Source organism: Rhizorhabdus wittichii (genome assembly GCF_017607425.1).
In the GTDB taxonomy this organism is placed as follows: Bacteria; Pseudomonadota; Alphaproteobacteria; order Sphingomonadales; family Sphingomonadaceae; genus Rhizorhabdus; species Rhizorhabdus wittichii.
This window is the reverse complement of record NZ_CP059319.1, coordinates 4,492,800-4,515,699: the sequence shown is the minus strand read 5'-3', so window position 1 is coordinate 4,515,699 and position 22,900 is coordinate 4,492,800. Positions and strand designations below refer to the sequence as shown.

At 68.8% G+C, this 22,900-nt stretch carries 20 protein-coding genes; 8 read left to right on the top strand and 12 right to left on the bottom strand.

Annotation, left to right across the window (positions count from 1 at the left end; all coding sequences use genetic code 11):
- The first annotated feature begins 59 nt into the window (after positions 1-59).
- Positions 60-455, top strand: a complete 396-nt coding sequence (locus HRJ34_RS21720; RefSeq protein WP_012048544.1) for a YMGG-like glycine zipper-containing protein — start codon at positions 60-62, stop codon at positions 453-455.
- Positions 456-904: 449 nt separating this feature from the next.
- On the opposite strand, the gene cobT is transcribed toward HRJ34_RS21720, so the two are convergent.
- The 4 genes from cobT to HRJ34_RS21700 are packed head-to-tail and all read right to left on the bottom strand — an operon-like array spanning position 905 to position 5,157.
- Positions 905-2,743 (bottom strand): cobaltochelatase subunit CobT, encoded by a 1,839-nt coding sequence (gene cobT, locus HRJ34_RS21715; protein WP_012048545.1) that lies wholly within the window; start codon positions 2,741-2,743, stop codon positions 905-907.
- A complete protein-coding gene (locus tag HRJ34_RS21710; protein ID WP_016744778.1) occupies positions 2,743-3,507 on the bottom strand; it encodes a tyrosine-protein phosphatase in 765 nt (254 codons plus the stop codon). The genes cobT and HRJ34_RS21710 overlap by 1 nt, the downstream gene beginning before the upstream one ends.
- A complete protein-coding gene (gene cobS, locus HRJ34_RS21705) occupies positions 3,504-4,508 on the bottom strand; it encodes a cobaltochelatase subunit CobS (RefSeq protein ID WP_012048547.1) in 1,005 nt (334 codons plus the stop codon). Before cobS ends, HRJ34_RS21710 begins: the two co-directional genes overlap by 4 nt.
- Before the next feature lie 46 nt (positions 4,509-4,554).
- Complete coding sequence (locus HRJ34_RS21700; protein WP_012048548.1) at positions 4,555-5,157, bottom strand: J domain-containing protein; 603 nt, start codon at positions 5,155-5,157, stop codon at positions 4,555-4,557.
- A gap of 51 nt (positions 5,158-5,208) precedes the next feature.
- On the opposite strand from HRJ34_RS21700, the gene HRJ34_RS21695 reads away from it, so the two are divergent.
- The 3 genes from HRJ34_RS21695 to HRJ34_RS21685 all read left to right on the top strand — a co-directional run bounded on the left by HRJ34_RS21695 (position 5,209) and on the right by HRJ34_RS21685 (position 6,171).
- A complete protein-coding gene (locus tag HRJ34_RS21695) occupies positions 5,209-5,493 on the top strand; it encodes a BolA family protein (protein ID WP_029548583.1) in 285 nt (94 codons plus the stop codon).
- A gap of 69 nt (positions 5,494-5,562) precedes the next feature.
- Positions 5,563-5,745 (top strand): DUF1328 domain-containing protein, encoded by a 183-nt coding sequence (locus HRJ34_RS21690; RefSeq protein ID WP_012048550.1) that lies wholly within the window; start codon positions 5,563-5,565, stop codon positions 5,743-5,745.
- Positions 5,746-5,820: 75 nt separating this feature from the next.
- Entirely contained in the window at positions 5,821-6,171 is a 351-nt protein-coding gene (locus HRJ34_RS21685) for a hypothetical protein (protein ID WP_208632373.1), read from the top strand.
- 7 nt (positions 6,172-6,178) lie between these two features.
- Here the strand turns inward: HRJ34_RS21685 and HRJ34_RS21680 are convergent, their stop codons facing one another.
- The gene (locus HRJ34_RS21680) at positions 6,179-7,243 is read right to left on the bottom strand and encodes a DUF3667 domain-containing protein (protein ID WP_037505643.1); all 1,065 of its coding nucleotides are present in this window, start codon (positions 7,241-7,243) and stop codon (positions 6,179-6,181) included.
- Between the two features lie 170 nt (positions 7,244-7,413).
- Here HRJ34_RS21680 and HRJ34_RS21675 point away from each other — a divergent pair, with 170 nt between their 5' ends.
- The 3 genes from HRJ34_RS21675 (at position 7,414) to HRJ34_RS21665 (ending at position 11,007) form a co-directional block, all read left to right on the top strand.
- Positions 7,414-8,703, top strand: a complete 1,290-nt coding sequence (locus HRJ34_RS21675) for a glutamate-5-semialdehyde dehydrogenase (protein ID WP_208632372.1) — start codon at positions 7,414-7,416, stop codon at positions 8,701-8,703.
- A gap of 201 nt (positions 8,704-8,904) precedes the next feature.
- Positions 8,905-10,224 carry a dicarboxylate/amino acid:cation symporter gene (locus tag HRJ34_RS21670; protein WP_208632371.1) on the top strand — a complete coding sequence of 440 codons (1,320 nt, stop codon included), beginning with the start codon at positions 8,905-8,907 and terminating at the stop codon, positions 10,222-10,224.
- A 129-nt stretch (positions 10,225-10,353) separates the two neighbouring features.
- Positions 10,354-11,007, top strand: coding sequence for a DUF4136 domain-containing protein (locus HRJ34_RS21665; protein ID WP_208632370.1), 654 nt, complete (start codon positions 10,354-10,356; stop codon positions 11,005-11,007).
- Between the two features lie 156 nt (positions 11,008-11,163).
- On the opposite strand, the gene dnaE is transcribed toward HRJ34_RS21665, so the two are convergent.
- Positions 11,164-14,631, bottom strand: a complete 3,468-nt coding sequence (gene dnaE / locus HRJ34_RS21660; RefSeq protein ID WP_208632369.1) for a DNA polymerase III subunit alpha — start codon at positions 14,629-14,631, stop codon at positions 11,164-11,166.
- 292 nt (positions 14,632-14,923) lie between these two features.
- On the opposite strand from dnaE, the gene HRJ34_RS21655 reads away from it, so the two are divergent.
- Positions 14,924-16,198: a cytochrome B6 gene (locus HRJ34_RS21655; RefSeq protein WP_226948891.1), complete on the top strand. Its 1,275-nt coding sequence runs from the start codon at positions 14,924-14,926 to the stop codon at positions 16,196-16,198.
- A 47-nt stretch (positions 16,199-16,245) separates the two neighbouring features.
- Here HRJ34_RS21655 and HRJ34_RS21650 read toward each other — a convergent pair whose 3' ends face one another.
- The 6 genes from HRJ34_RS21650 to proS all read right to left on the bottom strand — a co-directional run bounded on the left by HRJ34_RS21650 (position 16,246) and on the right by proS (position 22,483).
- Positions 16,246-16,653, bottom strand: coding sequence for a TadE/TadG family type IV pilus assembly protein (locus HRJ34_RS21650; protein ID WP_208632368.1), 408 nt, complete (start codon positions 16,651-16,653; stop codon positions 16,246-16,248).
- Positions 16,650-17,150 carry a TadE/TadG family type IV pilus assembly protein gene (locus tag HRJ34_RS21645; protein WP_012048559.1) on the bottom strand — a complete coding sequence of 167 codons (501 nt, stop codon included), beginning with the start codon at positions 17,148-17,150 and terminating at the stop codon, positions 16,650-16,652. The genes HRJ34_RS21650 and HRJ34_RS21645 overlap by 4 nt, the downstream gene beginning before the upstream one ends.
- Positions 17,147-19,024 (bottom strand): pilus assembly protein TadG-related protein, encoded by a 1,878-nt coding sequence (locus HRJ34_RS21640; RefSeq protein WP_208632367.1) that lies wholly within the window; start codon positions 19,022-19,024, stop codon positions 17,147-17,149. Before HRJ34_RS21640 ends, HRJ34_RS21645 begins: the two co-directional genes overlap by 4 nt.
- A gap of 67 nt (positions 19,025-19,091) precedes the next feature.
- Entirely contained in the window at positions 19,092-19,763 is a 672-nt protein-coding gene (locus HRJ34_RS21635; protein WP_029994623.1) for an ABC transporter ATP-binding protein, read from the bottom strand.
- The gene (locus tag HRJ34_RS21630; protein WP_012048562.1) at positions 19,756-21,006 is read right to left on the bottom strand and encodes a lipoprotein-releasing ABC transporter permease subunit; all 1,251 of its coding nucleotides are present in this window, start codon (positions 21,004-21,006) and stop codon (positions 19,756-19,758) included. Before HRJ34_RS21630 ends, HRJ34_RS21635 begins: the two co-directional genes overlap by 8 nt.
- A gap of 163 nt (positions 21,007-21,169) precedes the next feature.
- Entirely contained in the window at positions 21,170-22,483 is a 1,314-nt protein-coding gene (gene proS / locus HRJ34_RS21625) for a proline--tRNA ligase (RefSeq protein ID WP_012048563.1), read from the bottom strand.
- Positions 22,484-22,900: the final 417 nt, after the last annotated feature.

Sequence of the window (22,900 nt, the reverse complement as noted above, 5' to 3'; positions counted from 1 at the left end):
TCCGGCCCTGCCAAGGGGTTCCGCTCTGCGGGACGCGCGGTTGAGACAAGGAGGTTGTTATGTTGCGCAAGTTTATCGCGGCCGCGGCAGCTTCGGCGGCTCTGTTCACGGCGGTGGCCCCGGTTGCGGCCCAGGCCCAGTATTTCGGCGGCGGCCGTTTCGAGCAGGTCCGCGACTGGCGCGGTGACCGCGGCTATCATCGCGATCGCGGCTATTATCGCGGCGACCGCGGCTATTACCGGGATCGCGGCTATTATCGCGACCGTGGCTATTATCGTGGCGGTCGCTGCCGCGACAAGGGCACCGGCGGCACCATCATCGGCGCGATCGCCGGCGGCCTGCTCGGCAACGAGATCGGCAACGGCCGTTACGATCGCGGCGACGGCACCACCGGCGCCATCGTCGGCGCGGGCATCGGCGCCCTCGCCGGCCGGGCAATCGACCGCGACTGCTAAGGGCTGACGCCCAGGCGGGAGCCCCGCTCCCGCCGATGGCGGCGCCCACCCATTTTCCAACCAACCGGTTCCCCGCGTGGCGTTGTGGGGAGGAGGGTCGTCGGTCTCGCTGGAGGAGTCGGCGGCCCTCCACTGTTGTGCGGAGCACAACAGTGGAGGTTGTTTGTTTTGGCCTCAGGCGCCGGCGGTCGCATCCGCGACCCCACGGCTCGCACGGCGAGCCGATCTCCGCCTACGGACTGCCCCCGGCAGTCCGCGGACCGGCTCCGATCCTCGCATAAGCTCGGGCGGCCATTCGGCCTTGCGGGACGCTGACGCGTCCCGTTCCACCGCAGAAGTTCTGCGTCGGAGCCCGTCAGGGCTCCGCAAGCGCGAACGCGCGCCCGAGCTTATGCGAGGAAGCCAAGCCGGACGGATGTCCGGCGCCCGGCGTCTGAGGGCAACCGCGCCTAGCGCGGTTCCAAATCAAACAAAGCAGCAAGCTGCTCGACCATCGTACCGCCGAGCTGCTCGACGTCCATGATCGTCACCGCGCGCTGGTAATAGCGGGTCACGTCGTGGCCGATGCCGATCGCGATCAGCTCGACCGGCGAGCGATTCTCGATCCAGCCGATCATCTGGCGCAGGTGCCGCTCCAGATAGGAGCCGTTGTTGACCGACAGGGTCGAATCGTCGACCGGCGCGCCGTCGGAGATCACCATCAGGATCTTGCGCTCCTCGCGCCGGGCGATCAGCCGGTTGTGCGCCCACATCAGCGCCTCGCCGTCGATATTCTCCTTGAGCAGCCCTTCGCGCATCATCAGGCCGAGCGACTTGCGCGCGCGGCGCCAGGGGTCGTCGGCCTTCTTGTAGACGATGTGGCGCAGGTCGTTGAGCCGCCCCGGCGCGGGCGGGCGCCCCGCCGCCAGCCAGGCCTCGCGCGACTGGCCGCCCTTCCAGGCGCGGGTGGTGAAGCCCAATATCTCGGTCTTGACCGCGCACCGCTCCAGCGTGCGCGCCAGGATGTCGCCGCAGATCGCCGCGATCGAGATCGGCCGCCCGCGCATCGACCCCGAATTGTCGATCAGCAGGGTGACGACGGTGTCGCGGAAATCGGTGTCGCGCTCGATCTTGTAGCTCAGCGAATGGGCTGGGTTGACGACGACACGGGCGAGCCGCGCGGCGTCGAGCATCCCCTCCTCCTGGTCGAAGTCCCAACTCCGGTTCTGCTGCGCCATCAGCCGGCGCTGCAGCCGGTTGGCGAGCTTGGTGACCGCGCCCTGGAGGTGGACGAGCTGCTGGTCGAGATAGGCGCGCAGCCGCGTCAGCTCCTCGTCGTCGCACAGCTCGGTGGCGGCGATCTCCTCGTCGAACTGGGTCGTATAGGCGTGATAGTCGAAGCCCGGCGGCAGATCGGACATCGGGCGGTTCGGGCGGACGGGCATCATGCCCTCCTCGCCGTCGTCGCCCATGTCGCTGTCCATCTCGGACTCGCTGTCCTGGTCGAGCTCGCGCTGCTCGCCCTCCTCCTCGCCGCCCTCGGACTGCTCGGCGCGCATCTCGACCTCGGAGTCGCTCGACCCGCCCGAATCCTCGCCCTCGTCCTGCTGGTCCTGGCCTTCCTCCTGATCCTCGCCCTCGTCGTTGTCGCCGGCCTCGGGATCGGTCTCGGGAAGCTGCTCGCCCTCGGTCAGCTCGAGATCCTCGAGCAGCCGGCCGATCAGCCTGGCGAAAGCCGCCTGGTCGTCGAAGGCGAGCTGGAGCGCGTCGAGGTCCTTGCCCGCCTTCTCCTCGATCCAGTCGCGCACCAGGGCGAGGCCCGGCGCGGCGATCGCGGGCGCCGGCTGGCCGGTCAGCCGCTCGCGCACCAGCAGGCCGATCGCGGTCGACAGCGGCACTTCCTCGCGCACCCGCGCCCGCACCAGCGGATCGGAGCGCAGCCGCACCTCGAGCGCCTTGTTGAGATTGTCCCGGACGCCCGCCATCGCGCGCGACCCGATCGCCTCGACCCGCGCCTGTTCGACCGCGTCGTGGACGGCGCGCGCGATCGGCTCGGCCGGCGCGGCGCGCTCGTGGATGCGGGTGTCGTGATGGCGCGCCCGCAGCGCGAAGCCGTCGGCGAAGCCGCGCGCCTCGGCCACCGCCTGTGCCGGCAGGTTGCGCGACGGCATCGGCACGCGGAGCTGCTTGAGCGAGAAGGAAGGCGCCTCGGCGGTGAAGCTCAGTTCGAGCTCGGGATCGCGCGCCATCGCCCGGGCGGTGCCGCCCAGGACGAGCCGGAAGCCTTCGATGGGGGATTGGTCGGCCATCAGTCGAGCAACACTTCCTGGAGACGCGCCCGGACCGGCGCGTCGACGCCGATCGAGGCAAGATAGGCGTCGACCCCGCCATGGTCGCGATCGAGGCTGTCGAACGCCGCAGCGAGATAGTCGGCATCGGCGGCGAGCAGCGGCCGCATCACCGCCGCGTCGACGGCGAAGGCGGCATCGGCCCGATCCATCAGCCGGGAGAAATCGGCGTAGCGATTGGTCAGCAGATAATCCTCGACGATCGTCGCGCGCGGCACGCCGAGCGCCGAGAGGATCAGCATCGCGCCGATGCCGGTGCGGTCCTTGCCCGCCGAGCAGTTGAACAGCAGCGGGACGTGCCCGGCCGCGATCCGCTCGAACAGGAAGCGGTAGGAGGGGGCGTGATCGACCAGTATCTCGCCATAGAGATGGATCATCCGGGCGCGGACGTCGTCGGCCGAGCCGGCATTGCCGCGCAGCAGCTCGCCCAGCACCCCGCTCGATTCGGTGAAGTCGCGCGACCAGTAGAAGACCCCGGCCGGCTCGCACCAGCGGGTCGGTTCACGGCGCCGCTCGCCGGGGCGGCGCAGGTCGCACACCGTGGCGATGCCGAGCCCGGCCAGATAGCGCTCGTCCGCCTCGGTCAGCATCGACATGACGCCCGAGCGGAACAGCATGCCGCGCCGCACGAAGCGGCCGTCCGCCGTCGCATAGCCGCCCATGTCGCGCAGGTTGAACCCGCCTTCGAGCGGCAGCAGCGGCGAAAGCTCGGCCGTGGTCGTCATGCTTTCCCGACGACGCTCTCCGGCAGGTCCTTCCCGAACACGCGCTGATAATATTCGGCGACCAGCGGCCGCTCGCTCTCGTCGCACTTGTTGAGGAAGGACAGGCGGAAGGCGAAGCCCACATCGTTGAAGATCAGCGCGTTCTGCGCCCAGCTGATGACGGTGCGCGGGCTCATCACGGTCGAGATGTCGCCCGCCATGAAGCCCTGGCGGGTCATGTCGGCGACCTTGACCATGTCCTCGACCACCTTCTTGCCGTCGGGCTTGTCATACTCGCCGGACTTGGCGAGCACGATCTGCGCCTCGGTCGCGGCAGGCAGATAGTTGAGCGTGACGACGATGTTCCAGCGGTCCATCTGGCCCTGGTTGATCTGCTGGGTGCCGTGATAGAGGCCGCTCGTGTCGCCTAGGCCGACCGTGTTGGCGGTCGAGAACAGGCGGAACCAGGGGTTCGGGCGAATCACCCGGTTCTGGTCGAGCAGGGTCAGCTTGCCCTCGGTCTCCAGCACGCGCTGGATCACGAACATCACGTCCGGGCGGCCCGCGTCATATTCGTCGAAGACGAGCGCGGTCGGGGTCTGCAGCGCCCAGGGCAGCAGGCCTTCGCGGAACTCGGTGATCTGCTGGCCGTCGCGCAGCACGATCGCGTCGCGGCCGATCAGGTCGATGCGGCTGATGTGCGCGTCGAGGTTGATGCGGATGCACGGCCATTTGAGCCGCGCCGCGACCTGCTCGATATGGCTCGACTTGCCGGTGCCGTGATAGCCCTGGACCATCACGCGGCGGTTGTGCGCGAAGCCGGCGACGATCGCCAGGGTGGTGTCCGGATCGAACACATAGGCGGGGTCGAGGTCGGGCACCCGCTCGTCGGCCTCGGAGAAGGCCGGCACTTCGAGATCGCTGTCGATCCCGAACAGTTCGCGCACCTTCACCATCCGGTCGGGGGCCGAAAGCACCGTGTCGGTGCGGCTGTCGGGCTGGACGTTGGGCAGGTCGGTCATGGGGTATGCCTTTTGGGGGATAGTCTTTGGGATCAAACTTTGCTGCTTATGCGAAGGCGGGACGGCCTTTGAGCTGCGTATAAGCCGAAATCACGTCCTGCAAAGCCTTCTCGTGGGTCCGGTCGCCGCCATTTTTGTCCGGATGGTAGCGGCGGACCAGCTCGGCATAGCGGCTGCGCAGGGCGCGCCGGTCGGCGTCCTTGTCGAGTCCCAGCACCTTGAGCGCCTTGCGGTCGCCGTCCGACAGCGGCCGGCCGTCGACGCGCTCCTGCTCCGTCCGGCGGGCGAATCGGGCACCGATCGCGTCGAGCGGATCGGTGAAGTCGGCCCAGCGCGGCGCGGCCCCCGCATTGGGCGAGAAGGCGCGCGTCTCGCGGTCCCAGCCGCCATAGGGGGTCTGCTGCGCCTCGATCTCCTCGGTGCTCATGCCCTCGAAGAAATTATAGCCGCTGTTGAAGGCGCGGACATGGTCGAGGCACAGATAGCGCCAGTCGCCCGGCCCGTCGAAGCCCGGCGCCCGCCCGCCGCGCGCGGGCGCGCGGAACTCGCCCGCCGCCTCGCAGCCGGGTTCGGCGCATGGCTGCGCCCCGCTCTCGATCCGGCCATGGAAACGGGTCCGTGTCTTCCGGGCCGTGGATTCTTCGCTCAACGCTCGCCTCTTGTCTCGCCTCTTGTCATGCAATCCCCCTATATAGAGCGGATGAGCGAACTTCCCACCGGCCCCGTCGCCGCCGAGATCAGCCGCCGCCTCACCGCCGCACTCGCCCCCACCCGACTCGCCGTGATCGACGACAGCGAGAGCCATCGCGGCCATGCCGGGCACGACGGATCGGGCGAAAGCCATTTCACCGTCGAGATCGAGAGCCCCGCCTTCGCCGGCCAGAACCGGGTGGCGCGCCAGCGCGCCGTCAACGCCGCGCTCGGCGACCTGCTGCGCGAGCGGGTCCACGCGCTGGCGATCCGGGCGAGGGCGCCGGGCGAATAACGATTCGCCGGGAACTTTCCGTTCCGGCCTTCCGTTCTCCACCCAATCCGCTGGGATGGAGAGACTGCAATGTTGAAATGGGCGCTTATCTTCCTCGTCGTCGGCCTGGTCCTCGGCGCGCTGGGCTTCGGCGGCATCGGCGGGGCCTTCGTCGGCCTTGCCAAGATCCTGTTCTTCATCGCGATCGCGCTGTTCATCGTGTTCGCGCTGCTTGCGCTGTTCGCCGGCAAGAAGATCAGCGACTCGATATAGGGCGCGATCCCAAATCTGGCCGGGCCGCTGCGCAGCCCCTGTGCGCGGCGGCCCGCTTGGATTATCATCGGCCGCATGAAGATCGTCACCGCCACCGTCCTTGCCGCCCTGATCGGCAGCGCAGCCCCGGCCTTCGCCGCCAACAGCTTCAGCGACCAGCTCAGGAAGCTGTCGCCGCTCCAGCAGCGCTCCACCCTGCGGCGCGCCGTGCTCGACGAGGGCAAATATTGCCGGCGGATCGGCCCGGTCGCCTATCAGGGCCCTTACAAGAATCTCGACATGTGGACGGTCCAGTGCGACCGCGACGCGTCCTATGCCGCCTTCATCGGCCAGGATGGATCGGTCCAGGTGCGTCCCTGCGCCGACCTCGCCTCGCTCAAGCTGCCGACCTGCCGCCTGCCGAAGCCCGCCATCGCGAAGAAGTGACCGGCTTTCAGGCGCCCATCGCCACCAGGAAGATGAAGAAGATCAGCGCGGCGCTATAGGCCGCGACGATCAGCGCGACGGTGCGCCAGAGCGCGCCGAACCGGCCGAGGCCATAGGCGCCCTTGAGCTGCCGGTACATGTGCCAGGGCGGAAACAGCAGCAGCACGAGCACGATCAGCCCGTCGGGCGCGCCGATCGCCGCGGCGATGCTGAGCGCCACCACCATCAGCGTCATCGCCGACAGCGAATAGGTCGCGAACACGGCGTGGTCGTAGAGGCCGACGTCGCGCCGGAACAGGAACAGCATCCAGATGAAGGGCAGCGAGATCGGGATCAGCGCCCAGGAGAATTTATAGGCGCTCGACTGGAGCTTGTAGGCGGCCAGATCGGGATTGGCGGCGGCATGGCGGATGACGTGGTCGACGCCGGGAATGCCGGTCTTGAGCCCCGCCTTTTCGACGTCGATCGGCTCGCTCTTGATCTCGGGCTTGAGCACACCCTTGGTCACCAGCCGCAGCTCGGCCTCCTCGGAGACGAGATCGCCCAGCCGTTCGTTGAGCTCGGGGTCCTTCTGGCCCTTCGCCTTGAGCGCCGCCTTCTGCGCGCGAAGCGTCTTGAGATCGGCCTCGACCTTGACGAGCTGGTTGGCGGCGTCGCTGCGCGCCTTGGCCATCGACGCGGCATCCTCGGCGCTCAGCGGCCCGAACGGCCCGCCGAGCAGCCCGAACACCGCGACCATCAGGAACACCGAGAAGAGGAACAGCGCCATCGGCGAGACGAACTTGACCCGCTCGCCCTGGATATAGCGGCGGGTCACCTCGCCGGGCCGGCGGAACAGCAGCGGCAGCGTGTGCCAGGTCCGCCCTTCGAAATGGAACACGCCGTGGAGGATGTCGTGGAACAGCGCGCCGGCCGTCCGATGGATGTGCCCCGCCTGTCCGCAGGCATGGCAATGCGCGCCGATCAGCGCGGTGCCGCAGTTCAGGCAGGCGCCCCCATGCGCGCCTTGCCCCGCCGCGCCGGCGCCGTCGACGGCGCGCGCGACGACCGCCCCCGTCGCGACATCGGCCATCGCTTCGAATTCCCCTGACATGGATGAAAGCTAGCATTGCCCGTGGCCAAGCGCGAGTAGGCTTTGGCTGACGGCGGGCCCATGCTAGACCTTGAAGAGAGCCTGATTCACGTCATCGGCGGAAGCGCTTTGCGCTTCCACCTCAAACGATCAGGCTCTAGGACCCGCGCATGACCGAGACCCTCGCCATCCGCCCCGCCGACGCCCCCAGGGATTCCGCGGCCCTGATCGCGGACATGGGCGCCCGCGCCCGCGCCGCCGCCGTCCGGCTGGCCGGCGCGCCAACCGCCGACAAGGCGAAGGCGCTGGTCGAGGCCGCGAAGGCGATCCGCGCCCGGGCGGCGGCGATCCTCGCCGCCAATGCCGAGGACGTGGCGCGCGCGCAGGCCAACGGCCTGACCGCCGCGATGATCGACCGGCTGACGCTCGACCCCGCCCGGCTCGAAGGGGTCGCCGCCGGGCTGGAGGCGGTCGCCGCGCTGCCCGATCCGGTCGGCCAGCGCATCGACGAGACGCGCCGGCCCAACGGCCTGCTGCTCCAGCGGGTCCGCGTGCCGCTGGGCGTGATCGGCATCATCTACGAAAGCCGCCCCAACGTCACCGCCGACGCCGGCGCGCTGTCGCTGATGTCGGGCAATGCCTGCATCCTGCGCGGCGGATCGGAGGCGACCGCCAGCAACCGCGCGATCCATGCCGCGCTGCTCGACGGCATCCGCGCCGCCGGCCTGCCCGAGGACGCGATCCAGCTCGTCCCCATCACCGATCGCGCCGCGGTCGGCGCGATGCTGGCGGCGCAGGGGCTGATCGACATCATCGTGCCGCGCGGCGGCAAGAGCCTGGTCGCGCGGGTGCAGGACGAGGCGCGGGTGCCGGTGCTCGCCCATCTCGACGGCATCGTCCATCTCTACATCGACCGCGCCGCCGACCCCGCCAAGGCGGTGCCGCTCGCGGTCAACGCCAAGATGCGCCGCACCGGCGTCTGCGGCGCCACCGAGACGCTGCTGATCGACCGCGCCTATGGCGCCCCCGCCACGATCGTCGACGCGCTGGTCGAAGCGGGCTGCGAGGTGCGCGGCGACGCCGACGCCCGCGCGATCGACGACCGGGTGCTGCCCGCTGCCGACAGCGACTGGGACTGCGAATATCTCGACAGCATCCTGTCGGTGGCGATCGTCGACGGGGTCGAGGGCGCGATGGCGCACATCGCCCGCCACAGCTCGCACCACACCGACGCGATCGTCACCGAGGACCAGCCGACCGCCGACCGCTTCCTCGCCGGCGTCGACAGCGCGATCGTGATGCACAACGCCTCGACCCAGTTCGCCGACGGCGGGGAGTTCGGGCTGGGCGCCGAGATCGGCATCTCGACCGGCCGCCTCCACGCGCGCGGCCCGGTCGCGCTCGAAGGGCTCACCACCTACAAATGGCTGGTGCGCGGCAAGGGGCAGTTGCGGCCGTAACGTCCCTCGCCCAGCCCCCACCCCGTCATGCCGGCGGAGGCCGGCATCTCTGGCGGCTCCTGCCTCGGCCTCTTCTCCTCTCTCCTGAGATCCCGGCCTCCGCCGGGATGACGGATTTTGGTGGCGCCCCCATAGCGCCGCTGTGCGACCGATAAGTTTATCTCGTTTGTGGGGAATGGGGCCCGTCCCCACTTTCCCGCCATGGCCGCAGCCCCCAAGCCCGCATCGCGTTTCTTCAGCAGCTTCGGCCTGCAGGTGCTCGCCGGCATGGCGGTCGGGCTGCTGCTCGGCCTGCTCGCGCGGTCGATAGGGCCGGCCGGCGGCGCGCCGAACGGGCTGGCGCAGGCGCTCGACCTGGTCGGGACGATCTTCGTCGACCTGCTCAAGGCGCTGGTGCCGCCGCTGATCTTCGCGGCGATCGTCAGCTCGATCGTCAACCTGCGCGACATCAACAACGCCGCGCGGCTGGTCGGGCAGACGCTGCTCTGGTTCGCGATCACCGCGCTGATCGCCGTGTCGATCGGCATCGCGCTCGGCCTGCTGATCCAGCCCGGCGTCGGATCGGGCGCGATCCCGGCCGAGGCGGCGGCGCCCAAGACGGTGGGAAGCTGGCTCGACTTCCTCAAGGGCCTCGTCCCCGCCAACGCGCTCGGCCTCGCCGCCACCGGCAAGGCGGCCGACGGCGGCGGGATCACCGTCACGCTCGGCTTCAACGTCCTCCAGATCATCGTCATCTCGATCGCGGTCGGCGCGGCGGCGCTGCGCGCGGGAGAGACGGCCGAGCCGTTCATCGGCTTCGTCCGTGGCCTGCTCGCGATCATGCGGCGGCTGCTCTGGTGGGTGATCCGGCTGACCCCCATCGGCAGCGCCGGGCTGATCGGCACCGCGATCGTCAAATATGGCTGGGACGCGCTGGCCGGGCTCAGCGCCTATGCCGTCGCCATCTATGTCGGCCTCGCGATCATCCTGCTGATCGTCTACCCGACGCTGCTGCTGCTCAACGGGATCAGCCCGCGCCGCTTCTTCAAGGGCGCCTGGCCGGCGATCCAGCTCGGCTTCGTGTCGCGCTCCTCGGTCGGCACCCTGCCCGTCACCGAACGCTCGGCGGAGGTGCTCGGCGTGCCGCGCAGCTATGCCGCCTTCGCGGTGCCGCTCGCCTCGACCACCAAGATGGACGGCTGCGCCGCGCTCTATCCGGCGATCTCGGCGATCTTCGTCGCGCAATTCTACGGCCTGCCGCTCGGCCTGACCGACTATGGGCTGATCGTGCTGACCTCGGTGCTCGGCTCGGCCGCGACCGCCGGGCTGACCGGCGCCACGGTGATGCTGACGCTGACGCTGTCGACGCTGGGCCTGCCGCTCGAAGGCGCCGGCCTGCTGCTGGCGATCGACCCGATCCTCGACATGGGCCGCACCGCGATCAACGTCGCCGGCCAGATCCTCGTGCCGATGATCGTCGCCCGGCGCGAGGGCATATTGGAGGAGCCGGTTCCCGAAGGCCTGCTGCCCGCCGAAGCCTGATCGAAACCCTTTGCATATCCCGAACGTTCAACCGTTGTTCACGCTTCGCTTGCGATAAACTGTGGTCGAACTAGGTTGAACGCCCGCCCCGACCGCGGGCATCCGGAAGAAAGACAAGGCGCTCCGAATATGCCGATCCTCCGCAAAGTCCTCGCCGCCGCCGCGCCGCTCGCGCTGCTGGCGGTTTCCGCCTGCACCCAGCCGTTCGAGGCCAAGGTGTCGCGCTTCCAGGCGCTGCCCGTGCCCGAAGGCCAGACCTTCGCGGTGGAAGCCGCCGACGCGCGCAACGAGGGCGGGCTGGAGTTCGCCCAATATGCCGGTCTCGTCACCCAGCGCCTCGCCGCCTATGGCTATCGCCCGGTCGAGGGCGGCGCCAAGCCCGAGCTGGTCGTCAAATTCGGCTATGGCGTCGACCAGGGCCAGCCCAAGACGGTCTCGCGCCCGGCGCCAGGCCCGGCCTTCGGCCCGTGGGGCGGCTGGGGCGGCCCCTATGGCCGCCGCTGGGGCTACGGCTCCGCCTTCTATTATGGCTGGGACCCGATGTGGTACGATCCCTGGTACCAGCAGATCAACACCTACACCGTCTACACCAGCCATGCCGAAATGGTGATCGAGCGCACCGCCGACGGCAAGCATGTGTTCGAAGGCAAGGCCCGCGCCCGCTCGCTCGACGACGCGCTGCCCAAGCTGGTGCCCAATCTGGTCGAGGCGATGTTCACCAACTTCCCCGGCCAGTCGGGCGAGGAAGTGCGGATCACGATCGCGCCGGACAAGAAGCGGTAAGGGCCCGACAAAGCCCCTCCCTTTCAAGGGAGGGGTTAGGAGTGGGTAACGGAGACGAGGGACTCGATGCCCCTCGGCGGAGTTCTGCGGGAGGAGCGAGGATGCTCGCTGCGCTCGCCACCCACCCCCTGCCCCTCCCTTGAAAGGGAGGGGGGATTACCCCACCACCGACAATTGCGGCCGACCCGCCGTGCCGATCCGGGCGGTCATGCCCGGCAGGCGCTCGATCCGGGCGACCAGTTCGGCGTCGAGCTGGAAGTCGCGGCCGAGCAGCACGTCCGCCCTGCCGCCGTCGGGCAGGATCGCCTTGAGGTACATCTCGCCGCGGCCGCCGCGCTCGTCGGCCATCAGCGCGGCGAGCGCCGGGATCGCCGCCGGATCGGCGGTCTCGACGTCGACGCGCAGCTTGATCTGCTGCATCGACTCATAGCTCTGCAGCCCGCGCACCGTGACCCGGGGCGTCTCCTCGCCCGCGCGCCAGTCGAGTTCGACCCGCAGCAGCGCGCAGGCGCCCGACCGCGCCGCGGCCTCCAGCTCGGCCGAGGCGTTCTCCTCGAAGCAGGTGGCGATGAACTGCCCGCTCGAATCGGAGCAGGTCGCCATCATGTAGCGCTTGCCCTTGGCCGAGGTCCGCCAGCGGGCGTCCTCGATCAGCGCCGACATCACCGAATTGACCCGCCCGCCGTCGACCGGCGCCGGCAGCGCGCACAAGGCGGCGAAGCTGCGCGCGCCGTTCGCCTCGGCGAGGTGGCGGACCTGGTCGGTCGGGTGCGAGGAGAAATAGAAGCCGAAGCTCTCCTTCTCCGCCGCCATCCGGTCGGCCAGCGTCCAGTGCAGCCCCCGGTCGATGCGGATCGGCGCGAGCGCGGCGGGGCTGTCGCCGAACAGGCCGCCCTGTCCGCTCTCGCGCTGCTCGGCCGCGCTCGACGCATGGGCGAGGATCAGCTCGGCCGAGGCGAAGATGCCGGCGCGCTCCGTCTCGATCTCGTCGAAGGCGCCGCCGCCGGCCAGGCTTTCGAGCTGGCGGCGGTTGAGCTGGCGCGGGTCGATCCGGTCGGCGAAATCCTCGAGGCTCCCGAACGGCCCCTTCGCCTTGCGCGCCTCGACGAGCTGCTCCATCGCCTTCTCGCCGACGCCCTTGAGCGCGCCGAGCGCATAGCGGACGAACAGCTCCTCGTCCTGCTGCTCGACCGCGAACTCCGCCTCGCTATGGTTGATGCAGGGACCCAGGCACTGGATGCCCATGCGGCGCATGTCGTCGATGAAGATGGCGAGCTTGTCGGTCTGCGCCATGTCGTAGCACATCGACGCGGCGTAGAATTCGGCCTTGTGGTGCGCCTTCAGCCAGGCGGTGTGATAGGCGACGAGCGCATAGGCGGCCGCGTGGCTCTTGTTGAAGCCGTAGCCCGCGAATTTGTCGATCAAGTCGAACAGCTCGTTGGCCTTGGCCGCGGCGATGTCGTTGGCGGCGCAGCCCTCGACGAAGCGGCTGCGCTGGGCGTCCATCTCCGCCTTGATCTTCTTGCCCATCGCGCGGCGCAGCAGGTCGGCGTCGCCGAGCGAATAGCCGGCGAGGATCTGCGCCGCCTGCATCACCTGCTCCTGGTAGACGAAGATCCCGTAGGTCTCCTTCAATATGCCTTCGAGCAGCGGGTGCGGATATTCGATCTCCTCGCGCCCGTTCTTGCGGGCGCCGAAGGTCGGGATATTGTCCATCGGGCCCGGCCGGTAGAGCGACACCAGCGCGATGATGTCCTCGAAGCAGGTCGGCCGGACGGCCGCCAGCGTGCGGCGCATGCCTTCCGATTCGAGCTGGAACACGCCGACCGTGTCGCCGCGCTGAAGCAGGGCATAGACCTCGGGATCGTCCCAGGGCAGCGAATCGAGATCGACCGCGATCCCGCGCTGGTTGAGGAACTGCACCGCCTTCTGCAGCACCGACAGCGTCTTGAGGCCGAGGAAGTCGAACTTCACCAGGCCGGCGCCCTCGACGAACTTCATGTCGAACTGGGTGACCGGCATGTCCGAGCGCGGATCGCGGTAGAGCGGCACCAGCGCGTCGAGCCGCCGGTCGCCGATCACCACGCCGGCCGCGTGGGTCGAGCTGTGGCGCGGCAGGCCTTCCAGCTTCATCGCCAGGTCGAGCAGGCGGCGGACCTCGATGTCGCCCTTATATTCGGCGGCCAGCTCGGGCACGCCGTTGAGCGCGCGGTCGAGCGTCCAGGGGTCGGTCGGGTGGTTGGGGACGAGCTTGGCGAGCCGGTCGACCTGGCCGTAGCTCATCTGCAGCACGCGGCCGGTGTCCTTGAGCACCGCGCGCGCCTTCAGCTTACCGAAGGTGATGATCTGCGCGACCTGGTCGCGGCCATATTTCTCCTGGACGTAGCGGATCACCTCGCCACGCCGGGTTTCGCAGAAGTCGATGTCGAAGTCGGGCATCGACACGCGTTCCGGGTTGAGGAAGCGTTCGAACAGCAGGCCCAGCCGCAGCGGATCGAGATCGGTGATGGTCAGCGCCCAGGCGACCACCGAGCCCGCGCCCGAACCACGGCCCGGCCCCACCGGGATATCGTGATCCTTCGCCCATTTGATGAAGTCGGCGACGATCAGGAAATAGCCGGGAAACCCCATCTTGATGATGATCTCGGTCTCGAAGGCGAGCCGGTCGAAATAGGCCTGGCGCTGCTCGGCATCGGTGACGCCCAGCTTCTCCAGCCGCATCTCCAGCCCCTCGCGCGCGTCGCGGCGCAGCGCCTCGGCCTCGCCCTCGCGGTCGCCGGCGAGGCTGGGCAGGATCGGCTTGCGATAGGGCGCGGCGACGGCGCAGCGCTGCGCCACCACCAGCGTGTTCGCCAGCGCCTCGGGGATGTCCTCGAACAGCTTCGCCATCTCGGCGGCGGGCTTCATCCACAGGTCGGGCGAGCTGCGCGGCCGTTCGGCGGTATCGATGTAGGAGGAGCTGGCGATGCACAGCATCGCATCGTGCGCGGCGTGGAATTCGGGCTCGGCGAAACAGGCCGGGTTGGTCGCGACCAGCGGCAGGTCGCGCGCATAAGCGAGGTCGATCAGCGCCTCCTCGGCGGCTTCCTCGTCGGCATTGCCGCGACGGGCCAGCTCGACATAGAGCCGGCCGGGGAACAGCGCCTCCAGCTTGTCGGCATAGCTCGCCGCCGCGCCGGCCTGCTCGGCGGCGAGCAGCCGGGTCAACGCGCCCTCGCCGCCCGCGGTCAGCGCGATCAGCCCGTCGGTCCGCCCTTCGAGCGCCGACAGCGGGACATGCGCGTCCTCATGCACCGGCCGTTCGAGATGCGCGGCCGAGACCAGCGCGCAGAGATTGTCGTAGCCCGTCATGTCCTGCGCATAGAGCGCCAGCCAGTCGATGATGAGCTGGTCGATGCCGGGACGCCGGATCGCCAGCATCGTGCCGATCACCGGCTGGACGCCTTCCTTCTTGGCGCCGTCGGAGAAGGCCATCGCGGCATAGAGGCCGTTGCGGTCGGTCAGCGCCGCCGCCGGGAAGCCGAGCTTCTTCGCATGCTTCGCGATCGCCTTCGGGTCGATCGCGCCTTCGAGCATCGTATAGGCGGAAAAGATCCGCAGCGGCACGAACGACTGGTAAGGCATGATCCCAATCTATGCCGCCGCGCCGGATTCGCCAGCCCCCTCGCGCGGCTTATCCACATCTTCGTCGCGGAACCGTCATCGATCGAGAATCTGAATATCTGTCATCGAGATAATCCCGCGACAGTCGGTACGATACCGGATTGATCTTCGGGCAGCCTTCCATAGCCTTCGCGCAGGGCAAAGCTACGGGACAACTTATAGGGAGGTTGCCGTGCTCAAGATCCATCGAAAGCGTTTATTCGTCCTCGTCACCGCCTTGTTTGCGGGGGCAGCGACGATCGCTGCCGACGACATGGACTTTTCCCAGCTCGTTCAGTCGACCCAGAAGGAGAAACCTCAATTCGCCAAGCGGCAGCAGGATCTGCTCGCCGCGCGCTACGACCTGTCGAACCGGCCGGTGGCCGGCGTCGAGATGGCGGGCGGCAAGGCCGTGCAGGGCGGCGTCCGCGTCCGGCTGCCGAACGGCGTCACCTGGGACCAGCTTGCCGCCATGTCGCCCGAGGAGATCCAGGCGAAGGGCCTGTGGCCGGCCGGCTTCTATCCGCTGCCGCATCCGCATCACGAGGCCGGGGGCATGGTCTTCCCCAAATTCGCGATCGACGAGACCCGCCGCCAGACGGGCCGCGACATCGCGCGCTTCGACCTCGACTATGACCTGCCCGATCACATGCTGCCGAAATTCCCGGCGCCGATCTTCCTGACCACCCGGCCGGACCTGGGCGACGTGTCGAAGGGCCAGCTCGTCACCACCCAGAATTACTGGATGCTGTTCAAGGACGCGCTCAACCCCAAGCAGCTCGACGGCCTGCGGCTGCTGCTCACGCCCTTCCCGCAGCAGCAGTTCAACGCCACCGACGACCGGCGCAGCCTGGCCCCCAGCCTCGGCGTCGCCTGTTTCGACTGCCACGCCAACGGCCACACCAACGCGGCGACGCACACGGTCGGCGACATCCGGCCCAACGAATTCCGCCACCGGATCGACACGCCGTCGCTGCGCGGCGTCAACATCCAGCGGCTGTTCGGGTCGCAGAGGGCGCTCAAGACGGTCGAGGACTTCACCGAGTTCGAGCAGCGCGCCGCCTATTTCGACGGCGACCCGACGACCGCGGCGAAGAAGGGCGTCAACACGCTCAACCGCGCCGACCAGGTCCATGCGATGGCCGAGTTCCAGGAGCTGCTCGACTTCCCGCCGGCGCCGAAGCTGACGCCGCTGGGGAGGCTCGATCCGAAGAAGGCGACCGCCGCCGAACTGCGCGGCGAGGCGATCTTCCACGGCAAGGGCCAATGCGCCGTGTGCCATGGCGGGCCTTATTTCACCGACAATCTGATGCACAACCTGCGCACCGAGCGCTTCTTCAAGCCGAAGATGATCAACGGCCGCTTCGCCTCGGCGGACGGCCCGATCAAGACCTTCACCCTGCGCGGCATCAAGGACTCGCCGCCCTATCTGCACGACGACCGGCTGATGACGCTCGACGACGTGGTCGAGTTCTTCAACATCGTGCTGGGCACCGGCCTGACCGCCGACGAGAAGAAGGACCTTGTCGCCTTCCTCTACACGCTCTGAGACCAAGGCGGGGGAGCGCGCGGCGCTTCCCCGCCGGCATGACGCGGCTAGCTCGCCGTCGGGAAGCAGCTTTCGGTGCTGAGCGCGGTCAGCTTGCTCGGCAGCAGCTTGGTCGACGCGCCCTGATAGCTCGAGGCGATCGCCACCCTGGTCATGCCCGCGACCGACGAGCAGGTCGCGGCCGGGGTGAGCGTCACCGCCGCCGCCGTCAGCTTCACCCCCCCGGCCGCCGCGCGGGCGACGGCGTAGCTCTGCACCTCCCCGGCGGTCTTGCAGCCGGTGACGCCGAGCGCGGCGCAGCGCGCGCTGTTGACCGCGACCTCCTGCAGCGTCTGGTAGGTCCACGCCATGCGCGCGCCGTCGATGGTCAGGAACATGAACATCAGGAAGGCGGGTGCGACCAGCGCGAACTCGACCGCGGTCACGCCCCTCGCGTCGCGCAGCAGCCGGGTCATTGCAGGCGCACCATCGCGGTGCGGGTCTGCGTCATCGTGCCCCCCAGCATCGCCGCCGGCACCAGCAGCGTGCTCGCCGTCGCGGTCGCGCTGATCCGCATATAATAGCCGGGCAGGCTGCCGTCCGAGCAGGTCTTGTCGCAGCCGAGCGCGCTATAGGTCGGCGCGCCGCCGCTGATGCAGGCGCAGGTGCGGCCGCTATTGGCGCAGGTCGCATTGCCGTTGCAGCTGATCGAGACGGTCGGCGCGCTCGACAGCTTCGCCGCCGCCGCGACATAGGTGCCGATCGCCGACTGGTCGACGCTGGCGCGGCTGTTGAAGGCGATCATCGCCCCCTGCTCGACCGCACTGTCGAGGCGCAGCCGCTGCTGATACCACATGGCGATGTCGAGTCCGGCGGTCATCACGAAGAAGAACAGGACGGAGAGCAAGGCGAACTCGATCGTCGCCACGCCACGGCGGTCGTCGCGCAGGCGATGGAGAAGCGCCCGGATCATTTGAACAGCGCCACATTGGCCACGCTGCTCGACGTGCCCGACAGGCCGGAGCAGGCACTGGCGACGTTGGTGCCGCCCGACAGGTTGAGCGTGCTGACGATCATCATCAGGCAGTTCGATCCGTTGCCCGACATCGACGCGCCGCCGGTGAGCGTCACGTCCGACTTGGGCGCGTAGATCAGCCCGGCATATTTGCCGCTCGCCCCGCCGCCCATCGTCGAGGCGGACGATGTCTTGGTGGCGAACAGGATGCCGGGCACGCCATAGCTGGCCAGCGCACCGGGCGCGGCGAGATCGAGCGTGGTGCCGCCGGCCAGGCTGTAGGTCCCGCTCATCGCGAAGGTCACGTCGGTGCCGGTCATCGCGCCACCGGTGCCGTTGGTGAAGTTGCCGTTGAGGATGTAGACGCCCGACCCGAAGGTCATCGCTCCGCTGCTGCTCAGATTTCCGTTGATGACGTGGGTCGCCGCCTTCGGGAGGATCAGCGTGCTGCCGCCCCCCGTGGTGATCAGGCCGTTGACGCTGAACGTGCCGCCGGCGGCGGTCGGGCTCGCGCAGTTCGCCGTGAAGCATAGCGTGCTGCCATTGCCGAGGTTGATCGCGGTGCCCGACGCATTGCCGATCGTCACGGCGTCACCGACGCCGATGCCGATCCGGATCGTGGTGCCGCCCGCTATCACTATGCCGCCGCCGAGCATGAAGCCGCCGCTGCCGACGTTCAGCGTGCGCCCGCCCGAGACGTTGAGCGAGCCGAAGCTGTGATCACCGTTGCCGATCGTGACCACGCTGCCATTGTTGAAATCGAACAGGCCGGTGACGGTGACGGCGCCATCGCCGATGGTCATGCCGCTCCCGCCCATGCTGACCGATCGCGCCTTCAGGGTCAGCGGCCCCTCGAACACCGCGGTGATGCCGCCGGACATGACGATGTCGCGCAGGTCGTAGGACTTGGCCGGGAAGGTGTAGGTCTTGGTGCCGCTGTTCCAATAGGGCGCGACGTTCGCCGCCGGGCTGTAGTTGAGGATATAATCCTCGGTCGACGCGCTGGTCTGGGTCGTCGGCGTCACCAGCGGCGTGGTGCAGCTCCGGTTGCCGTCGGCATAGTCCGGGTCGCTATAGCCGCTGAGCTGGTTCACCTTGCACAGCAGCCCCTTCAGCGTGCTGTCGTCCTTCATCCAGTCGGTCGCCGCGCTCGCCTTGTTCTGGACGATGTCGTTTGCGGTCGGCGACGTGGTGATGCCCTTGCCCGGATTGTCGATGCCCTTGCCCGCATTGACCTGCTTGGCGGTGATGGTGGTGCCCCAGGGGACGGTCACCCCGGCATTGGTGTTCACCGCGCAGCCCGGCGAGGTGATGCTGACGCCGCCGCTGAGGGTGATGCCATAGGTCGGCGTCGAGGACAGCGCGGCGATGCAGGGCGGCGCGGTCGTCGTCGTCGCGGTGGTGGTCGCCGATCCGGTCGCCGTCACGTCATAGGCGAGCGCCGAGGAGAAGACCCGGCCGAGCGCGATCGGGACCGAGGTGGTGACCGAAACCTGCACGAGCTGCTTCGAGGTCGCCGAATCGGTGACGAGCGCGACCGTCGCCGCGCTGGCGGGCAGGCCCTGCGCGACGACCACCGCCTTGGCGGTCGCGGTCATCTCGCTGGGGTTGCTGTTGACATTGTAGGCGAGCGCCCCGGCCAGCGCCGCCATGTCGGCGATCCGCTGGTTGGCGGTGTCGGCGGCATAGCCGCGGCTGATCTCGACCGCGAAGGCGCCCATGCCGACGAGCACGGTGAGCGACAGCGCGCCGATCACCGCGACGGCGCCGCGCGTCGCGCGCGCCAGGCCGGCGCCATGCGCCGCCATCGAGGACATCCAGGCCCGGACCATCGGGCCCGTCTAGGACGGAATGCTTAATAAAGCGGTCAGGCGCGATGGTTAACGGGCGGCGGCCCGATCAGTCGAGCCGCCCCTCGTGCAGCCGCACGACCCGGTCCATCCGCGCCGCCAGCCGCTCATTATGGGTCGCGACCAGCGCCGCCGATCCCTCCTGCCGCACCAGCCGCAGGAACTCGGCGAGGACGATATCGGCGGTGGCCTCGTCGAGATTGCCGGTCGGCTCGTCGGCGAGCACCAGCGCCGGCCGGTTCGCCAGCGCGCGCGCGACCGCGACCCGCTGCTGCTCGCCGCCCGAAAGCTGCGACGGGCGATGGCCGAGCCGCTGCGCGAGGCCGAGCGCAGTGAGCAGCCCCTCGGCCCGCTCGCGCGCGGGCGCGGCGTCGGCGCCGTGGATGAGCTGCGGCAGCACGACATTCTCGACCGCGGTGAAATCGGGCAGCAGATGGTGGAACTGGTAGACGAAGCCGAGCCGGTCGCGGCGCAGGCGGGTGCGCCCGGCCGAATCGAGCTTCGCGGCCTCCTCGCCGGCGATCCGGATCGATCCCTCGAACCCGCCTTCGAGCAGGCCGACCGCCTGCAGCAGGGTCGACTTGCCCGATCCCGAGGGCCCCAGCAGCGCCACGATCTCGCCCGGCGCGATCGACAGGTCGACCTGCCGCAGCACATGGATCGCGACGTCGGCCTGGTGGAAGGTGCGGCTGAGCGCCTGTACGGCAAGGACGTCACTCATAGCGCAGCACCTCCACCGGATCGGTGCTCGCCGCCTTCCACGCCGGATAGAGCGTCGACAGGAAGCTGAAGCCCAGCGCCATTGCGATGATCGCCCCGACCTCGACCGGGTCGCTCTTGGCCGGCAGCTCGGTCAGGAAGCGGATCGACGGGTCCCACAGATTCTGGCCGGTGACGAACTGGACGAAATTGACCACCGCCTGCCGGTAGAAGAGGAAGACCGCGCCGAGCGCGATGCCCGCGCCGGTGCCGAGCACGCCGATCACCGTGCCCACCGTCATGAAGATCTTCATCAGCGCGGCGCGCGAGGCGCCCATCGTCCGCAGGATCGCGATGTCGCGCCGCTTGGCGCGGACCAGCATGATCAGCGACGACAATATGTTGAACACCGCGACGAGGATGATCAGCGACAGGACGACGAACATCGTCACCCGCTCGACCGCCAGCGCCTCGAACAGCGAACTGTTGAGCGCCCGCCAGTCGCGAATCTCCCCCTGCATCGCGATGCGCGGCTTGAGCGGCGCCAATATCTCGCCGACCCGATCGGCGTCGACCGTCTGGATCTCGATCATCCCGACCGCGTCGTCGAGCATCAGCAGCGTCTGCGCGTCCGACATCGGCATCACCACGAACGCCTTGTCATAGTCGTAGACGCCGACCTCGAAGATCGCGGCGACCTGATAGGAGACGATGCGCGGCACGGTGCCGAACGGGGTGGTCTGCCCCTGCGGACTGATCAGGCTGATCTGGCTGCCGAGGTCCGCGCCGAGCTGCTCGGCGAGCCGCGCGCCGATCGCGACCCGGTCGGAACCGGGGGTCAGCGCGTCGAGCGAGCCGCGCACCACCTTGCCCTGGATCACCGGGTTGCGGCGGATGTCCTCGAGCGTCATGCCGCGCACCAGCACGCCTTCGACCCGACCGCCGAAGCTCGCCATCAGCGGCTGCTCGATCAGCGGGGTGGCCGAGACGACGCCGGGCAGCTTGCGCGCATCGGCGGCGATCCGGCGCCAGTCGCCGAGCTTGCCGTCATAGCCCTGCACCACGGCATGGCCGTTGAGCCCGACGATCTTGTCGAACAGCTCCGCGCGGAAGCCGTTCATCACGCTCATCACCACGATCAGCGCGGCGACGCCGAGCGCGACCGCGACCAGGCTGATCGACGCGACGAGGAAGATGAACGCCTCCCCCCTGCCCGGCAGCAGGTAGCGCTTGGCGATCATCCGTTCGTAGCGGTTGAGCAGCATCAGGCCTCCCTCTCCCCTCTGGGGAGAGGGTCGGGGTGAGGGGCGCGAGGGCAAAGCCCGAGCGTCCGGCCTCGACCGTTCGGACCGCCGGGCATCGAGCCCGCCGGCCCGATCCCCTCTCCCTTCCCTCTCCCCCAGGGGGAGAAGGCAAGCAGCGGCAGCCTCACCCGGCGATCCTCGCGATCGCGTCCTCGACCGACAGCTCGACCTTCTCGCCGGTGGCGCGGCGCTTGAGCTCGACGACGCCCTTGTCGAGGCCCTTCGGGCCGACGACGATCTGCCAGGGCAGGCCGATCAGGTCCATCGTCGCGAACTTGGCGCCGCCGCGCTCGTCGCGGTCGTCGTAGAGCGTCTCGATCCCGGCCGCTTCCAGCTTCGCGTAGAGATCGTCGGCCGCCGCGGCGCAGCGGGCGTCGTCGGCGCGCATGTTGATCAGGCCGACCGTGTAGGGGGCGACCGCGTCGGGCCAGACGATGCCGGCATCGTCGTGGCTCGCCTCGATGATCGCGCCCATCAGGCGCGACACGCCGATGCCGTAGCTGCCCATCTGCGGCGTCACCGGCTGGCCGTCGGGGCCCTGCACGGTCATCCCCATCGCCGCCGAATATTTGGTGCCGAAATAGAAGATGTGGCCGACCTCGATGCCGCGCGACTGCTTGAGGCTGTCGCCCGCCGCCGCCTCGCGCGCCGGATCGCGCTTCTCGTCGGTCGCGGCATAGTCGGCGGTCAGGCCGTCGACGAAGCCCTGCAGCGCCGCGACGTCGTCGACATCGACGTCGAGCGCGCGCTCGACCTCCCAGTTGGTGTGGTAGAAGACCTCGCTCTCGCCGGTCGGCGCCAGCACGATGAACTCGTGGCTGAGGTCGCCGCCGATCGGGCCGGTGTCCGCCTGCATCGGGATCGCCGACAGGCCCATCCGCCGGAAGGTGCGCAGATAGGCGACGAACATGCGGTTGTAGCTGTGGCGCGCGCCTTCGATGTCGAGGTCGAAGCTGTAGGCGTCCTTCATCAGGAACTCGCGGCCGCGCATCACGCCGAAGCGGGGGCGGACCTCGTCGCGGAACTTCCACTGGATATGGTAGAGGATGCGCGGCAGGTCGCGATAGCTGCGAGCGTTGTCCCGGAAGATCGCGGTGATCATCTCCTCGTTGGTCGGACCGAACAGCATCTCGCGGTCGTGCCGGTCCTTGATGCGCAGCATCTCCGGCCCATAGGCGTCGTAGCGGCCCGATTCGCGCCACAGGTCGGCCGACTGCATGGTCGGCATCAGCAGCTCGATCGCGCCGGCGCGATCCTGCTCCTCGCGGACGATCTGCTCGATCTTGCGGAGCACCCGGTGGCCGAGCGGCAGCCAGGCGTAGATGCCGGCGGCGGTCTGCCGGATCATGCCCGCGCGGAGCATCAGCTTGTGGCTGACGATCTGGGCGTCGGCGGGGGATTCCTTCATCACGGGGAGGAAATGACGGGAGAGGCGCATGAAACGGGTTACTCGCGGTAAAATCGGGCCTGCCGCTGTCTATGCGGACGCGGCACGTCGGGCAACCGCCTCGCTCTCAAAAAGCCCTTTGGTACCGATCGGTCTCTGTTGCCGAGAAAACACACTCCCCGTCTTTCGAGTCCGGACGCCTTGAAAGCCAATGACAAGGCACCGGGCCGGCTGTAGGAGAAGTGTCACGGAACATGAGCAGAAAAAACGGCCATGGTTCGGGGAAAAAGTGAGGCTCCGCCGCCATTTAAAGGGGTGGCAGGTGTAGAGCCCACTAAGGGGGTTGGCGAATATCGTCACGCGGCGCCGGGATCGGGAACGATCCCGGCGTTTGCTATTTCAGGGCCTTTCCATCGCGAACCGCCGCGCTTCGGCCCCGCCCTATCGGCGGGACGGATAGCGGACGGG

Excerpts from the sequence above, each read along its gene's own strand:
- HRJ34_RS21650 (WP_208632368.1), bottom strand. The coding sequence starts at position 16,653 with ATGACCCGGCTGCTGCGCGACGCGAGGGGCGTGACCGCGGTCGAGTTC.
- HRJ34_RS21635 (WP_029994623.1), bottom strand. The coding sequence starts at position 19,763 with ATGAGTGACGTCCTTGCCGTACAGGCGCTCAGCCGCACCTTCCACCAG.
- cobT (WP_012048545.1), bottom strand. The coding sequence starts at position 2,743 with ATGGCCGACCAATCCCCCATCGAAGGCTTCCGGCTCGTCCTGGGCGGC.
- HRJ34_RS21710 (WP_016744778.1), bottom strand. The coding sequence starts at position 3,507 with ATGACGACCACGGCCGAGCTTTCGCCGCTGCTGCCGCTCGAAGGCGGG.
- HRJ34_RS21685 (WP_208632373.1), top strand. The coding sequence starts at position 5,821 with ATGAAGATCGTCACCGCCACCGTCCTTGCCGCCCTGATCGGCAGCGCA.
- HRJ34_RS21630 (WP_012048562.1), bottom strand. The coding sequence starts at position 21,006 with ATGCTGCTCAACCGCTACGAACGGATGATCGCCAAGCGCTACCTGCTG.
- HRJ34_RS21690 (WP_012048550.1), top strand. The coding sequence starts at position 5,563 with ATGTTGAAATGGGCGCTTATCTTCCTCGTCGTCGGCCTGGTCCTCGGC.
- HRJ34_RS21720 (WP_012048544.1), top strand. The coding sequence starts at position 60 with ATGTTGCGCAAGTTTATCGCGGCCGCGGCAGCTTCGGCGGCTCTGTTC.
- HRJ34_RS21640 (WP_208632367.1), bottom strand. The coding sequence starts at position 19,024 with ATGGTCCGGGCCTGGATGTCCTCGATGGCGGCGCATGGCGCCGGCCTG.
- HRJ34_RS21645 (WP_012048559.1), bottom strand. The coding sequence starts at position 17,150 with ATGATCCGGGCGCTTCTCCATCGCCTGCGCGACGACCGCCGTGGCGTG.
- HRJ34_RS21665 (WP_208632370.1), top strand. The coding sequence starts at position 10,354 with ATGCCGATCCTCCGCAAAGTCCTCGCCGCCGCCGCGCCGCTCGCGCTG.
- HRJ34_RS21680 (WP_037505643.1), bottom strand. The coding sequence starts at position 7,243 with ATGGCCGATGTCGCGACGGGGGCGGTCGTCGCGCGCGCCGTCGACGGC.
- HRJ34_RS21675 (WP_208632372.1), top strand. The coding sequence starts at position 7,414 with ATGACCGAGACCCTCGCCATCCGCCCCGCCGACGCCCCCAGGGATTCC.
- dnaE (WP_208632369.1), bottom strand. The coding sequence starts at position 14,631 with ATGCCTTACCAGTCGTTCGTGCCGCTGCGGATCTTTTCCGCCTATACG.
- HRJ34_RS21670 (WP_208632371.1), top strand. The coding sequence starts at position 8,905 with ATGGCCGCAGCCCCCAAGCCCGCATCGCGTTTCTTCAGCAGCTTCGGC.
- cobS (WP_012048547.1), bottom strand. The coding sequence starts at position 4,508 with ATGACCGACCTGCCCAACGTCCAGCCCGACAGCCGCACCGACACGGTG.
- proS (WP_012048563.1), bottom strand. The coding sequence starts at position 22,483 with ATGCGCCTCTCCCGTCATTTCCTCCCCGTGATGAAGGAATCCCCCGCC.
- HRJ34_RS21655 (WP_226948891.1), top strand. The coding sequence starts at position 14,924 with ATGGACTTTTCCCAGCTCGTTCAGTCGACCCAGAAGGAGAAACCTCAA.
- HRJ34_RS21695 (WP_029548583.1), top strand. The coding sequence starts at position 5,209 with ATGAGCGAACTTCCCACCGGCCCCGTCGCCGCCGAGATCAGCCGCCGC.